Below are 14428 nucleotides of genomic sequence, written 5' to 3' on the forward strand. Positions count from 1 at the left end.
AAGTGGACACCATTAACGAAATACTAGCAATATTTTAGTTTCATTAACGTATCTTTTGATGTTAATAATAGATGCAGAAAATAAGAGCTCGCCACACTCCAGGATCGACTGGATTCAATGGGTAACTCTTTGGGGTAACCACTGACATTAATAATTTTTACATTATTTGCTAGCGTTACTGTCGCATCATGTCTGCTACCAAATACATTACCACCATCAGATACAGCTAAATCAACAATGATTGTGCCATTTTTTAGTTTTAGTAAGGTTGACTCTGGAATTAACAAAGGTGCAGCAATCCAGGCTGTCGATGCTGCGGTTATAACAATATCAGCGTCTTTAATTACCTGGTAAATTTTATCTTGTCTCATCGCTAATGATAAATGACGTTCAACAACGACATTATGTACACCTTGTAAACTAAGAAACTGGGATTTGGATACGTCACTCGTTATCATGGTGTGTGGTATGTTGCGTTTAATACATTCTTGAGATGCAGTAGTGCCTGCTTCACCACTACCAATAATTGCAACCTGTTGGACAGGCGCATTAAAGGTTTCAATCGCATGATTCAAGGCTAATCGACCTGCTATTCGACTCATGTCCTTCAAAGAATCCATTGGCGTATTAGCCGGAAAAAGAAATTGATCCAATGAATAATAATCAATTTTAGCCCGTTGATATTCTGCAATATGTTCCGAGTCCTTTTCAAGAATATCCAATAAACCGACCATTTTGGTGTGTGGCTTTATGACCTTGTTTTCTAATTTCTCGCGCGCTCGATCAGGTCGTTTCACGCGCACAATAATATCGATGTCGCTCAATGCTTGGCGATAACTATCAACTTGATCATAGTCAATGTGACGGATTCTTGCCCCTGCCACTACGTAATCCGCATTACTATAACCTGCCCAGACACCCGCAGAATCTTCAACATACACCATAACCCCCAAATTGATTAATTGAGCAACATCACTAGGGATCAATGCCACTCGTTTTTCATTATGGCGAGATTCTTTTACTAAGAAAATCTTAGGTTGCAAATTATTCATCCTCTTTTTAGTTGATATACATAATATTTTTTAATTTCTCATCATACGCTTTTCCTGTATGAATGACAGTTCTTGAATCAGTATTGGAGTGAGGATTAATCCCTTTAATCACGGGAATTATAGCGTCATAATTGGGACGTAATTTATAAACAACAGACAGTCTTCTCTCTGTAGTTGATTTTAAAACTTGGTGAAGCGGTGCCGGGTAATAACTATCAGTCCAAATCTCAATAAACTCACCAAGCATAATAAATAATGTATTGGGAATATAGGGAACAATTTTCCATTCACCACAGACATCTTTTAGCATTAATCCAGGTTTATCTTGAGCAATAATGGTTATTAAGCATAAATCTTTATGGGCACTCATCCCATATTGATCCGTATTATTCGGGTTTGGTGAATGATTTTCAATAGGATAACAATTAAGCCCTAATTGATGATTAGGATGATTGCAATAATCAGTAAAATAATGTTCCCCTAAATTTAAATTCTTAGCAATTGCTGATAAAACATATGCGCCAATATGATCCAAAGAATAGAAACCAGCTTGCACATGTTTTTTAAAGATGGAGCTATGTGCCTGAATAGCCTCTACCCCCAGTACTGAGGTTTTATTCTTTGAGTCATTTAAATAACCTACTTTATATTGTTCACAGGGCTCATATTGGCGATGAGCCAATTCACTAAACTCGCTACCTATTCCTCTATAGCCTAAATAGCGATTATCAGCAGAAGCAATATAGCGTTTTTTTATTGACACATCTAAGTTAAAAAAATGCTCCGCTTCAGAAAAAAGACCTTGTAAATCAAATTGTGCTATTGATGCAAATCCACTAAGAAAAAAAGCCCCATAGGTTTTACATGCCTCATCTATTTTACTATATTCTTCAAGTCCTGACTGTTGATCTTTCGTTTTTGAAATATCAATCACAGGCAGGTTAATGAAACGCTTGTTATGCATGATCGCTCTCGATAACTGATTAAAATAAAAGAAACCTCAATAAAATATCTCTGAACTAAGAGACTTATGGAGGGTAAGTTGTTTCCTAGAAGTAAACAATGGCTTACAATGAATAACATATTTTACTATTTGCATATAATCGATGGGGATGTTAGACGATACAGCACTATTTGTAGCTGTAGTGCAACAAGGTGGATTTAGCCATGCAGCGAGGCATTTAGGCCTATCAGCGGGTTTAGTCAGTCGCCGCATTGCACACTTAGAAGCGAAGCTTGGTGTAACACTTCTTAAACGAACCACAAGACAGTTGCACTTAACATCCGAAGGAAAATTGTTTTGGCAACATTCTTACCGAATCCAACAGGAATTAGACACAGCACTTACCTTAATCCAGTCATCGGCACAAAAACCAAAGGGCCTAATAAGAATCAGTGCGCCCTTTTATTTTGGGAGGCATTATTTAACCCCTCTTTTAAGCCAATTTTTAGAGGATTTTAAAGATATAAAAATGGACTTAGTACTGAATAATCAAAAGTTGGATCTCGTCAAAGAACATCTGGATTTAGTAATTCGTGGTGCAGGTTATATGGATGATGAAACCTTGTTAAAAGATAGTAGCTTACAAATGAGGCTAATAACTAAAGAAAAAATTTGTTTATATGCCAGTGCCAAGTATCTCTTTAAATATGGGGAACCTGAATTGGTAGATGAGTTATTAAATCATAGAATAATCAGTTGCATGAACTCAAACCATTCCAATCAAGAAAAATGGAATTATACGTATAATAACAAACACGGAAGCATTACATTTGAACCTCAATTTAATTGCAACGATATAGACAGCGCTCTTATTGCTTGCATTAACGGATATGGGATAGGTAAATTTACTGATTTTAATGCCAGGATAGCACTACAACAACAGCAACTACAGCCAATTCTTACAAAATATAATTTTGGTTTTTACCATTTGTATGCAATCTATCCTCATCAGCAGGCCTTACCCAAGCGAACTCGACTCTTATTAGACTTTATTATGACCCATCTCCATTCTTCCTAGAGAATACAACCTAAAAATAGTGTCGAATCGTTGAATTAGTCTAAAGATACTTGAAAAAATCATCCGTATCATAGAAGATTTTAGGGGTCGACCTAACACAGCACCTCAGTGCATATTGCTCCCAATTTATGGCAAAAAAGGACAAAGCCCATGCTTAAGAACCTCTTGACCACCGTATCGCTTTCTCTGCTTTTCATGATCTTATCCATGCCCGTTTTAAGTAATACAACAACGATACCCAAAAGTACTGATACCACCGCGACATCCGAAACGGGTATTCCTGCAGATATAGAAGCAGTCATAAGTAAGCCTATGTATAAAAATGCAACATGGGGGTTACGTGTTCTTAATCTTGAAACTGGGAAAGAATTGTTAAATTTAAATTCAGACATTCATTTTTTTATAGGTTCAGTGCGTAAAATATTTAGTGTAGGTGAGTTATTAAATAAAGAAGGTCCCCACTATCATTCCGTCACTACGGTGCATAATGATGGTGTGATTCACCATGGAATTCTTAAGGGTAATCTGGTACTGGTCGCCTCTGGTGATTTGACTATGGGAGGCCGTACCCTTCCCAACGGTAAAATCGCTTTTACTCCATTTGATCATAATGAAGCAGACTCGCTGGGTAATGCACTACTTACAAAAACAAATCCTTTAGCAGGGTATCAAGATTTAGCAAAACAAATCAAAAAATCAGGTATTCATGCAATAGATGGTGACATTATCATTGATGATAGACTCTTTGATGCGTTCTATTTCAGAAATCAATTTTATGTATCTCCTATATTTGTTAATGATAATGTAGTGGACGTCATTATTAATCCCGGTAAAGTCGATGAAAAAGCGAGGGTAAACTGGCGTCCCAAATCGGACGCTTTTAGTGTAGTCAATGAGCTTGTCACTGTACAACCCAATAAAAAGTATACTCTGGAACTAAAACCTATCCTACCTGAGTGTATAGGAAAACCCAATTGTCTTGGCTTAATCAAAGGAGATTTACCAAGCAACTTTTCGCCTCCTTTGACCAATAGCTTTCCCCTGATTCAAACTTATAGAATCACAAAACCAGCTAATTTCGCAAGAACTGTATTCATTGAGGCGCTGCAACAAGCAGGGATTGATGTGTCCAAGATCACAAAAGTCAAAGATAATCCGACACATCTACTCAAACTTAGCCATTTTTATAATGCTAATAATCAGGTTGCCTCTCTTCAATCACTTCCATACCAAGAACATGCAAAATTTATCCTCAAAGTAAGTTACAATATAGGCGCTGATACGAGCCTAATACTTTTGGGCCTCACCAATGGGGAGCGAACTATGACAGGCAGTTTAGCTATGGAGAAAAAACTGCTCCAAGACAAATACAATATTACCTCTTCGGAGTATCATTTCGTTGATGGCAGTGGAGGAGGTAATACGACAGCAACAAATAAAGTCGTTACCCAGTGGTTAGAAATAATGTCACAACAAAAAACGTCTTTCGATGCTTTTTTTAATGCATTACCCATTCTTGCAGTCGATGGTTCATTAGATTTTGTGAAGAATTTCAAAGCGAATCCAACACTCTCGGGAGCTGCGGGCCATGTTTATGCAAAACCAGGATCTTATGTACGGGACACAGAATCTGGAATGATCCTTAAGGGGCAAGCCTTAGCCGGGTATATCCATAGTAAAAATAATCATAAGCTGGTATTTAACTTAGTTGTTAATAATGTTCCGATTAACTCATTGGATGATTTGTTAGAAGTATTTCAAGATCAAGGGGAAATAGCAGCAATTTTGTGGCGTGATCAGTAAACTCTCTCTAACCTGGATTGAAATCGCAATAAGCATAATTAAGGGCAATTTGATCCGAAGACGTCACTTGAGATTGTTTCAAGATACTCTCAGCACGAGACTCACGAATCAATTCAGAAATGAGCTTATCCATATCGATATTTAAATATCCAGCATAGTCTGTAACTATTGGACGCCAAATAGTATTAAGGTAATCCTTTATAGAAAAAAACTCTTCTCCGTTATGAGTAATTCTCGCCTCATTACCTTTTTTTAATACACTATCACGATTAAGAATGAACCATCTATTTTCTGGTAGAAGTAATAACTCCTTTGCTCTTAACTTATGTAAAATACTTATAAAGGTGAGAAGCATTGCCTGCGTAAATACATAGAGCTTTGAAAGTTCTGTGGTATCAGCAATTCTAATCTCAATACGGTAGCCTGCTGATGGATTTGTTGGATCAATTGGTTTCGGAAGAATATCATACCATACATTATATTGACGTAATGTATCTGCTTTATCGGGTAAATGATTACAATAGTGCTTCAATTCACTTAAATTACAAATGTCTAAAGGCAATGGACCAGTACGACTCCCACTTAGAGAATCATTAAGACGAACTCTAAATGATTTATAATTAGTATTTTTATTGGCAAAAATAGGCGATGACTGTGTAATTACAGAGCAAGGCCACATATACACTTGCAGCCAATGACACAATGGAATCAAATGGTCGATGTCATTTACACCAACCCCAAGATTTATTTGATAACTGCAATAAAATAATGGGCCTCCTTGTTCAGCCATGAGAGGTAATGAAGCCAAACAATATGGACTATCAGTTATGACGAGTTCATCACGGCCTCTTCCCGGATGTAACCCTAACAAAAGCAACAAATATCCTTGTTGCGATAAAAAATGATTGGCAGCATTCAAGCTTGTAGAAAGGCTCTGAAACGCCAAATCCAAATTGTGATAAGGTAAGGTAGACAATTCAATTGTAGCCGCATCAAACTCTGTCTGAATCGCAGGATAGCCCTGGGAAAGAAAATAGGATGAAATTTTTTGAAATGCTCTGTTGTTAAAATCTAGACTCGCCTTTCCCGTATTTATATCAATCACATTGGCTTCTAATTCCAATCCAATAGATAGTTCATGAACATCCATATTGATGGCTATTTTATTAAGACAAGTGCTTATAAGAATAAATTAATTTAATTTATTTATCAAATACCTATAATAGAGAAATAGATAAAGAGTATCATTTGCCCACATCTTAACAAACCCTTACTTTATTCATTTTGGCGTGAAATATGCATATAAATTAAGATTATTATTGATAAAAAAATAGGTATCAGCAATATGGAAGCATATACAATAAATACATTCAAAACTCTCTTGCTTGATAGTTTATTGACCGCACCAAAACGAGATGAGTTGAAAGAATACTTTAAAGAAACCTTTGAAATTTATGAAAACCTATTTGCTTGTATTGCAGATGAGCAAGCCTATTACCTGCGTGCTGAGCCTTTAAGACATCCGTTGATATTTTATTATGGCCATACTGCGACTTTTTTTATCAACAAACTGATTCTTGGCCAACACATTAACAAAAGAGTTAATGACCGATTTGAATCAATGTTTGCTGTTGGCGTTGATGAAATGTCCTGGGATGATTTGAACACTGCTCATTATAATTGGCCGACAGTTCAAGAAGTTGCTGATTATCGTAAGCAGGTAAAAATATTAATTGAACAATTGATTGATATAATACCTCTCAGAACACCAATAACCCAGGAGTCTATAGTTTGGCTTATCTTAATGGGTATTGAACACGAACGAATTCATCTTGAAACATCCTCTGTCATTTTAAGAATGATCCCATTAAGCTATTTACATAAATCCCAAAACTGGCCCTCTTGCAAGGAAGTGGGAAATGCCCCAGTAAATCAATTAATCGCTGTAGCTGGTGAGCGTATCTTATTAGGTCGTGGACATGAACACAGCCTCTTTGGATGGGATAACGAATACGGTAACAAAGAAGTTTGGGTCAATGATTTTCATGCCTCACAATTTTTAGTCTCTAACCAAGAGTTTTTACTCTTTATTGAAGCCGGAGGCTATGAAAACTTTGACTGGTGGACTTCTGAAGGAAAACAATGGTTAATGTATACCAAAACAAAAATGCCTCGTTTTTGGCGCTTTGAAAATGGACAATTTTGGCAAAGAAATTTACTTGAAGAAATACCTTTGCCGCTTAACTGGCCTGTTGAGGTCAATTATCATGAAGCTAAAGCTTTTTGCAATTGGAAATCACTTATTGAAAATAAATATATTCGTCTCCCAACAGAGGAGGAATGGACTATTTTACGTAATAAAATTGAGGATAATGTTACTGATTGGCAAGAAGCGCCAGGAAATATCCATCTTGAATACTATGCTTCCTCTTGCCCAATAAATAAATTTAAAAATGGATCGTTCTATGATGTTATAGGCAACGTATGGCAATGGACTGAAACACCAATAGATGCATTTCCAGGTTTTAAAGTACATCCGTTATATGATGATTTTTCCACTCCAACTTTTGATGGACAACACAATCTAATTAAGGGAGGGTCTTGGATTTCAACAGGCAATTTGGCCACAAAAAAATCACGTTATGCGTTTAGACGTCACTTCTTTCAACATGCAGGTTTTCGTTACGTGCAAAGTGAAACACCTTTGCTGCCAGCAGAAAAAATGAATGGCTATGAAACTGATCCGTTAATTGCTCAGTCTTTAGAGTTCCATTATGGAAATGAATATTTCGGAGTAGCTAATTTCCCAGTAGCATGTATTAATCGGTGTAAGGAATTTTTTATTAAAGAGTCGCATTTAAAAGCATTGGATCTTGGTTGTTCAGTAGGTCGTTTTAGCTTTGAATTAGCCAAGCACTTTGAACATGTTGATGCAATTGATTTTTCAACTCGCTTTATCCAACAAGGAGTGCGTTTTAAGGAGGCTGGAATTATTCGCTATGCAATAACTTCTGAAGGTGATTTGGTGGACTATAAAGAATTGACCTTGTCTGATCTAGGTTATGACGATTTAATTGATAAAGTTCATTTTATTCAAGGAGATGCATGTAATCTAAAGCCAATTTTTAAAGGTTATCATTTCATATTTTGCGGTAATTTAATAGACAAACTTTACGATCCAGCCTTTTTCTTAAAATCCATCCGTGAACGCCTTAGACCTAAGGGACTTCTGGCTTTAACCTCTTCCTATACTTGGCTCGAAGAATACACTGATAAATCCAACTGGCTAGGAGGAATTAGAGTTAATGGAGAATTTCAAAAGACCATAGAGGGCTTAAAATCTTTATTAAAACCTCGATTTAATTTGCTTGTCACAGATGATATTCCGTTCGTAATCCGTGAAACTGAGCGTAAGTTTCAGCACTCCATAGCACAATTAACTATATGGCAATTAAAAAAATAAAAATCACGATCCATTTTGTCTCGATTTACATGATTTAGAATCACGAAGAGATATTTTTTGCAAAATTTCCTCGATAGGTAATCCCATTACATTGTAATAGGAACCTTTTATTTCTTTAACAAAAGTATCACGTACTTGTTGAATACCATATCCTCCAGCTTTATCAAAAGGGTCTTTTGAGTCAATATAATTTTTTATCTGTTGTTCTGTTAAGGTATGAAAAGTAATATTAGTTGTCACATAATTAATACACCATTGTTGTTCGGGTAGAAAAATTAGAGCGTAACCTGTATAAACGTCATGAGAATCACCACTTAACATATGCAACATTCTTGATGCATCCTCATAGTCGCGAGGTTTTTCTAAAATATGTTTCTGATAAACCACTGTAGTGTCTGCAGCCAAAATGAGATCCGTATTTTCTAGTGCAACTTGAGACAAAATCGTTTGTGCTTTTTCTCGAGCAAGACGAGTTACATATTCTTTAGCCTCTTCATTTTCTTGCCGAATTTCTTCAATATCAGCAGGCATAACCACTGCTGTCAATCCATGTTTTTGCAATATTTGTAAGCGTCTTGGAGAGGCACTAGCTAGAACAATTTTTAATTGATGATTTGATTTCATGATTCCATTGATGGTTTGATGTTTAAAACATCTATTATTTAAAGTGGTTTTTGCTCTATAATCAACCAAAATATACTTCATTTAAGTATTTTTTGCTGTTTTTATTTCGATGCCTGAATAGATCAAGACCATGAAAATTTATCTTAAAAAATCAAACTGTAGTGCACTTTTAATTTCTTTACAGACTTTCCTGAAAAAAATGAGAGCCCCCCTTAGTTCATTAGATAAGGATGATTGGGAACAGAATATTATTATCACTTTTGATAAAGATATTCCTATCTCCTGCCAACGAGAAACTATAGAGTGTCTTAACCAACTATGTCTTGAGCTAGAACAAAAAAAAATGAACATCAGTCTGAGCTTTAATAAGATAAAAAATATTGATCCAGAGATTAAAAAATATATTTTGATTGACAACAAAGCCCTGTGTAGACACTTAATTTCTGGTTTTGAAGAGTTGATTGTTTCATCGAATGAGTTGACTGAGTATGTTTTAAAAGATATTGAATTATCGAATATATTAAATAGTATTGAAAAATCATTATTTAGCCTCTCTAGCGTTGAATTTATCCCCTTGATACAAACATTTCCAAGCTCCTGTTTTGCTTGTAGTATTTTAATGGTTCTCAAAGAACTTAAACTGATTAACGAACCCACGCGTACTCAAGAGCTCCAAATTTATAAGCAAATTTGGCTAGAACCTGGTAAACAAGCAGATATTGAAAAAGTAATTCTCTATTTAAGCCAATATAAAATAAAAATGATCGGGCTGGATTTTGTAGAAAAAACGGATGATTTATTAGATTTAAGCAATAGGATTAAAAACAGTCGTCCTGAATTATCGCAACATATTATAAATCAATATACCTTATTTCATCAGAATACAAACAAAATAAATCAATATAGTGTACTAAAAATAGAAGATCCTTATTCAATAAATAATGAGTTTTTTAAAGGAGGATTCACCTTTCTTATCTCTCGCTCTTCGAATAGCCAAGGACTTCATGTTTTATTTGCAAGAGTATGGCAAGATCAGTTTCAAGTCATTGATCCTGAAAATGGTGAAATCAAAATGTATCCTTCATTCGAGGAATATTATGACAGTTTTGAAAATTTCAATAAGGCGTTTACAGGAGTAGCATTACATGTTGCTCCTAATTTTTAACAATTCGAGTATAAGAATGAAAATTAAATCCACCTGATTTCTCAAAAGCATAAATGGAACAGAGTATGTGATTTTGTAATAATGGGTTAAGGCATGTAGGCGGGGAACATGAATTGTCAACACGCCCTATTAAAACATATGAATCTCATTAAATAGCGCCCATAGTTTTCCCTTTTACTGCTTAAAATAATCAAATACAGTAATTTTTTGTCCTGTATAAAGATTTTTTGAACAAAACTTAACTTTATTAAGCTTCTCTTAATATTACCTTGATATAATTTTGCCCCTTTTGATGGTTTATTAATAAACAAGGGGAAATAATGAAACATTATTCCAACTCGCCTAAAGATTCGTTTTTTAACACCACTGAGACATCCAAAAAACTGCCATTACTAAGCTTAGAGGCGTATAACATATTAAGCACTACCACTGCTTTTAGTGATATTTCGTCCATAGTTTCTCACTTTAATCAATTGGTAAATAAGGATTCCAGTGTTTTGAAATCTCACCACTATGGTGACGGTCCTCTTAATAATCAAGTGTTTATCAAAGATTTAAATGATATTTTAGCTCGATTAACTGCTGCAGTAAATAATAAGAAACCTTATCAATGTTTGTTTGGAGATGTGGCGATATTAAAAGAGTATTTACAGGTTATTTTGGGGTATTATCAAGAGCAACTGAAGCAAAAGTTACCTGATGCCAAGGCTTATGAACCATCTCCAACTTTTTGGACACTTATGTCATCAATTGCTCGCCATGAAAAGCCATTAATTGATGAGAAAGAGTCACAAGAATTAGCACAATATGTAACCAATCATACTGCGCGAGATGTCATGAAAGAGGACATGCAAAGGATAACTAATATTGTCATGAATCCTTTCATGGAATCCCACCCTAGTACATTTTCTTACTGTTAAGTCTTTCACCTTATGTTCGTAAAAACTTCCTATGGTTAAAAGCGGCTTTTAAGCCGCTTTTTTAGTAACCGTTAAATTTAGATCTTTCATTTTTTATCCATGGAGTTCGTATCATCCCTCCTCTGTGCCTCGTCTTTTAATTACAAGAACAATATCCAGCCTGCTGGTAATGATCCAAAAACCATCTTTTATCGTAATTCATCCTTTAAATATTAAGTACAATGTAATATATTGACAAATCAAGGTGTACATTTAACTAACTCTTTGAGAGCTTAAACATTGCCATGTTCCGTTAAGATAATACTACCTGATTTACAACCTCAGCCTAATCTTGCTGATCAAATATTTATTTCTTCTCTAGACAGCAATAATTTTGATGAACAAGAATTTTTCTCTCAAATTACGCTCACATCATTATCTTTTATTGTCAAAATCGCCAAATTTTCTGTTTATTTTGTCACTCTTTGTGAGAAAAATGAGTACTGTGCACTTTGGAAACAACTTTACTCCGCGTTGGGATTAATTATTACTAAAAATAAACCTTGTGCTCACTCTTTTTTTGCTCATGATGAAGAAATAGTCAATCATTTCACGCTATTGCGGGGTGCCTATTATTTTCATCTTTCTCAACAAGCATTAGATGCAAAAGAAAAAGCGTTTTCTAGCCTAGAACTTTACTGGTTAAATCAAGCAATGAAATTTGCGTCAATTCATGCAAACCAGCGCTATATTCAATTTCTATATCAAAAATTAGAAAGGGTTTCTCAAGAGGAAGCTGAGAAAATTTTAATTGAGGCAATTAATTGTTGTAAGACAAGTTTAACTCAATATGGCAGTTATGCTTACATGATGCTTGCTGAAGCTTTTTTTCGTTATGCAGTATGGGCACAACAAACTGGCAATTTAAGTCGTACAAAATCAGCCATTAGCGCGGCAGTTAAGGCCTGTATCAAAGCTGAAAATTATTTAAGCCAAAGCATATTCTCTATTCACAATGCCAGTTTAGGAGAAGGCATAAAAATGAGCAATTCTCTGGGTTTAGAAAGCCCACAAGAAGCCCTTTTATTTTTAAATAATTGGGTAATAAACAACCTACAAGAACAAGAATTAGTAGCAGTACCCTAGCCTCTCATGGCCGTTTCTCCAGCACTTTCTTTTGGCAAAAATAGATCCTACTCTCATTTTATGATTATTGTTTTCACGGAAGTATGGGTTGAAAAGAATAAATATAATCGTTACCATGTCAAATAATTTCTATACAAATAGTTTGTATAGAAATTACATAGAGTGTTATTTATTAGTAACTAACTAGTCAATAGAACTATTGAAATATCCTCAACACAGTATTGGAAATAATGCCCAATACACCAATTACTAGCACTCTCCGCAATAATTAACAAAGGAGGATTATCAAAATGGATAATCAACGTAACAACCTTTTAAATTTAACTAAGAATGCTGCGCAATTGGCTTGTTCCTCGGATATGGGAGAAATTTATTTTAAAAGTAATGGAGTTTTAACCTTGGGAGTAGAAATTGAACTCCAGCTCATCAATTCTGAAGACTACAATCTATGCTCAAGAGCCACCGAAGTGCTGAATGCGACCGCACACCTTGAAAAAGTTAAACCAGAGTTTTATTTGAGTACTATAGAAGTGAATACAGATAAATGTATTACTGTTCAGGAAGTAGCAGAAGATCTTCATAAAACACTTGCTTCACTACAACATGCAACACAAGAGTTAGGAATTTTATTTGCAACCACAGGCTCTCACCCATTTTCTAAATATTCTGATTGGATTGTTTCCCCAACAACTCGTTATCAAGAACTCATTGATCGTAATCAATGGCTTACACGACGTATGAGTGTCTATGGATTACATATTCATCTAGGTATGTCTAGCGGTGAAGACTGTATTCGTTTTAACAATTTTTTTATGTATTTTTTACCTCATTTATTAGCCCTTTCTTCAAGCTCCCCCTTTTGGCAAGGAATAGATACAGGGCTTGCTTCTTATAGACCAACCACTTATGAAGCACTACCAACAGCAGGACAACCCTATCAAGTCAAAACATGGCAAGATTTTGAAAATCTTTATAAAACATTAAAGTTATGTGGTTCAATTAACTCTCTTAAAGATTTATGGTGGGATTTAAGACCCAGCCCTGGTTTTGGAACACTAGAAATTCGTGTGTGTGATGGCGCAGCGACTCTATCAGAAACACTTGCTTTAGTTGCCTTGGTTCATACTCTTGCTCATTGGTTTGCTGATAATGGAAGTTGGCTTGAAGCAGTAGCTTATCCTCCTTATTGGCTTTCTCGGGAAAACAAATGGAGGGCCATTCGTTATGGCTTAGATGCTGAATTATTAATGAATACGGAAGGTAAAACTAAGTTAATGCGCGAAGATATTAATGAATGGATTGAAAAATTAAGTCCATACATCAAAAAATTAGGCTATCAAAATTATTTCTCTAACCTTAATGTAATCATGGACTCTGGTACGAGTTCTGAACGCCAACGCAATGTATTTTCTCAGAATCGTTGTATTAAAGATATTGTGAAGCACAACATCAGCGAATTCTTACTGCAAAAGCCTCTGTACAAACACGAATCAATTATTCCATGTCCCTAGTGAGATACTCACCACCCAATAAAAACCAAGCCGAGGAAAACATCGATGAAACACATAACCTATACCTCAAAAAAGTTGGGAAATATACTCATTAAAAGTAAATTAAATCAGTATACAATTTACTCAAGTAGATTGGAGGCCCGATCCCTTAACCAAGATGAAGAGTGTTTTTTAATCGATAAATACAGTCAACTTTTAGGAAATCCTGAAAATATAAACCTGTTTGGCGAAGGAAAAATTTGGCACTCTGCTGCTATAAAAGAATTCATACAAAATAAAACCAAATGTTGGAATTCGGGTAATAAATTCTCCGTGTTTTCAATTTACCATTCGAGTACTCAAGAATTTATTGGCTATCTCCATATAAAACACTCTTTAAACGATTTTGCCACTATAGGCATAGGGCATCAAAATGTCGCCGAAATGGCTTATATCATTGATCAAGCATTTTGGGGAAAAGGTTATGGCACTGAAATTGCAATTTTAGGAAAAAAATTTATTAAACACATTATCTCTGAGAGTGCCAATGAAACTTTAGAAAAAAACATTAAAGAAATTGCTGCTACAGTTCACCCGTCAAATGAAGGCTCAAAAAGAATTTTACAAAAGACCCTAAAACACATGGAACAAGAAGAATTTACCAAGTTTGGTGGCCAACCTCGTCTATTATTTTTTAAACCATTAAAAACTGATATTACCTTAGTAGATAAATCTAACACGTTAACTGCAAAATTATAAACAGGG

At 35.1% G+C, this 14428-nt stretch carries 12 protein-coding genes; 8 read left to right on the forward strand and 4 right to left on the reverse strand.

Annotated features, from left to right (window positions below):
• Positions 1 to 23: 23 nt before the first annotated feature.
• A complete protein-coding gene (locus DYH34_RS16045; RefSeq protein ID WP_058463770.1) occupies positions 24 to 1043 on the reverse strand; it encodes a Rossmann-fold NAD(P)-binding domain-containing protein in 1020 nt (339 codons plus the stop codon).
• Positions 1044 to 1059: 16 nt separating this feature from the next.
• A complete protein-coding gene (locus tag DYH34_RS16050; protein ID WP_058463712.1) occupies positions 1060 to 2016 on the reverse strand; it encodes a 2OG-Fe(II) oxygenase family protein in 957 nt (318 codons plus the stop codon).
• Positions 2017 to 2164: 148 nt separating this feature from the next.
• Between DYH34_RS16050 and DYH34_RS16055 the strand changes: the two genes are divergently transcribed.
• Both DYH34_RS16055 and DYH34_RS16060 read left to right on the forward strand, forming a co-directional pair.
• Positions 2165 to 3073 carry a LysR family transcriptional regulator gene (locus tag DYH34_RS16055; protein WP_238589420.1) on the forward strand — a complete coding sequence of 303 codons (909 nt, stop codon included), beginning with the start codon at positions 2165 to 2167 and terminating at the stop codon, positions 3071 to 3073.
• A 150-nt stretch (positions 3074 to 3223) separates the two neighbouring features.
• Positions 3224 to 4876: a D-alanyl-D-alanine carboxypeptidase gene (locus DYH34_RS16060; protein WP_058463710.1), complete on the forward strand. Its 1653-nt coding sequence runs from the start codon at positions 3224 to 3226 to the stop codon at positions 4874 to 4876.
• A gap of 7 nt (positions 4877 to 4883) precedes the next feature.
• Here the strand turns inward: DYH34_RS16060 and DYH34_RS16065 are convergent, their stop codons facing one another.
• Positions 4884 to 6026, reverse strand: coding sequence for a glutamate-cysteine ligase family protein (locus DYH34_RS16065; protein WP_058463709.1), 1143 nt, complete (start codon positions 6024 to 6026; stop codon positions 4884 to 4886).
• Between the two features lie 195 nt (positions 6027 to 6221).
• Between DYH34_RS16065 and ovoA the strand changes: the two genes are divergently transcribed.
• Positions 6222 to 8339, forward strand: coding sequence for a 5-histidylcysteine sulfoxide synthase (gene ovoA / locus DYH34_RS16070; protein WP_058463708.1), 2118 nt, complete (start codon positions 6222 to 6224; stop codon positions 8337 to 8339).
• A 3-nt stretch (positions 8340 to 8342) separates the two neighbouring features.
• Here the strand turns inward: ovoA and DYH34_RS16075 are convergent, their stop codons facing one another.
• Positions 8343 to 8963 carry a Maf family protein gene (locus DYH34_RS16075; RefSeq protein ID WP_058463769.1) on the reverse strand — a complete coding sequence of 207 codons (621 nt, stop codon included), beginning with the start codon at positions 8961 to 8963 and terminating at the stop codon, positions 8343 to 8345.
• Between the two features lie 130 nt (positions 8964 to 9093).
• Here DYH34_RS16075 and DYH34_RS16080 point away from each other — a divergent pair, with 130 nt between their 5' ends.
• From DYH34_RS16080 to DYH34_RS16105, 5 genes are all read left to right on the forward strand, one after another.
• A complete protein-coding gene (locus tag DYH34_RS16080) occupies positions 9094 to 10128 on the forward strand; it encodes a hypothetical protein (RefSeq protein ID WP_058463707.1) in 1035 nt (344 codons plus the stop codon).
• Positions 10129 to 10448: 320 nt separating this feature from the next.
• Positions 10449 to 11048 carry a hypothetical protein gene (locus tag DYH34_RS16090; RefSeq protein ID WP_058463705.1) on the forward strand — a complete coding sequence of 200 codons (600 nt, stop codon included), beginning with the start codon at positions 10449 to 10451 and terminating at the stop codon, positions 11046 to 11048.
• A gap of 279 nt (positions 11049 to 11327) precedes the next feature.
• Entirely contained in the window at positions 11328 to 12173 is an 846-nt protein-coding gene (locus tag DYH34_RS16095; protein WP_058463704.1) for a DUF5630 domain-containing protein, read from the forward strand.
• Positions 12174 to 12463: 290 nt separating this feature from the next.
• Positions 12464 to 13684 carry a carboxylate-amine ligase gene (locus tag DYH34_RS16100; RefSeq protein ID WP_058463703.1) on the forward strand — a complete coding sequence of 407 codons (1221 nt, stop codon included), beginning with the start codon at positions 12464 to 12466 and terminating at the stop codon, positions 13682 to 13684.
• A 45-nt stretch (positions 13685 to 13729) separates the two neighbouring features.
• On the forward strand, positions 13730 to 14422 hold the full coding sequence (locus DYH34_RS16105) for a GNAT family N-acetyltransferase (RefSeq protein ID WP_058463702.1): 693 nt from the start codon (positions 13730 to 13732) through the stop codon (positions 14420 to 14422).
• Positions 14423 to 14428 lie beyond the last annotated feature (6 nt).

This window comes from Legionella cincinnatiensis, from assembly GCF_900452415.1.
GTDB classification, from domain to species: Bacteria; Pseudomonadota; Gammaproteobacteria; order Legionellales; family Legionellaceae; genus Legionella; species Legionella cincinnatiensis.

Bases quoted from the DNA above. Each gene is read 5' to 3' on its own strand.
- DYH34_RS16080 (WP_058463707.1), top strand. From the start codon at position 9,094: ATGAAAATTTATCTTAAAAAATCAAACTGTAGTGCACTTTTAATTTCT.
- DYH34_RS16075 (WP_058463769.1), bottom strand. From the start codon at position 8,963: ATGAAATCAAATCATCAATTAAAAATTGTTCTAGCTAGTGCCTCTCCA.
- DYH34_RS16055 (WP_238589420.1), top strand. From the start codon at position 2,165: ATGTTAGACGATACAGCACTATTTGTAGCTGTAGTGCAACAAGGTGGA.
- ovoA (WP_058463708.1), top strand. From the start codon at position 6,222: ATGGAAGCATATACAATAAATACATTCAAAACTCTCTTGCTTGATAGT.
- DYH34_RS16065 (WP_058463709.1), bottom strand. From the start codon at position 6,026: ATGGATGTTCATGAACTATCTATTGGATTGGAATTAGAAGCCAATGTG.
- DYH34_RS16105 (WP_058463702.1), top strand. From the start codon at position 13,730: ATGAAACACATAACCTATACCTCAAAAAAGTTGGGAAATATACTCATT.
- DYH34_RS16090 (WP_058463705.1), top strand. From the start codon at position 10,449: ATGAAACATTATTCCAACTCGCCTAAAGATTCGTTTTTTAACACCACT.
- DYH34_RS16100 (WP_058463703.1), top strand. From the start codon at position 12,464: ATGGATAATCAACGTAACAACCTTTTAAATTTAACTAAGAATGCTGCG.
- DYH34_RS16050 (WP_058463712.1), bottom strand. From the start codon at position 2,016: ATGCATAACAAGCGTTTCATTAACCTGCCTGTGATTGATATTTCAAAA.
- DYH34_RS16060 (WP_058463710.1), top strand. From the start codon at position 3,224: ATGCTTAAGAACCTCTTGACCACCGTATCGCTTTCTCTGCTTTTCATG.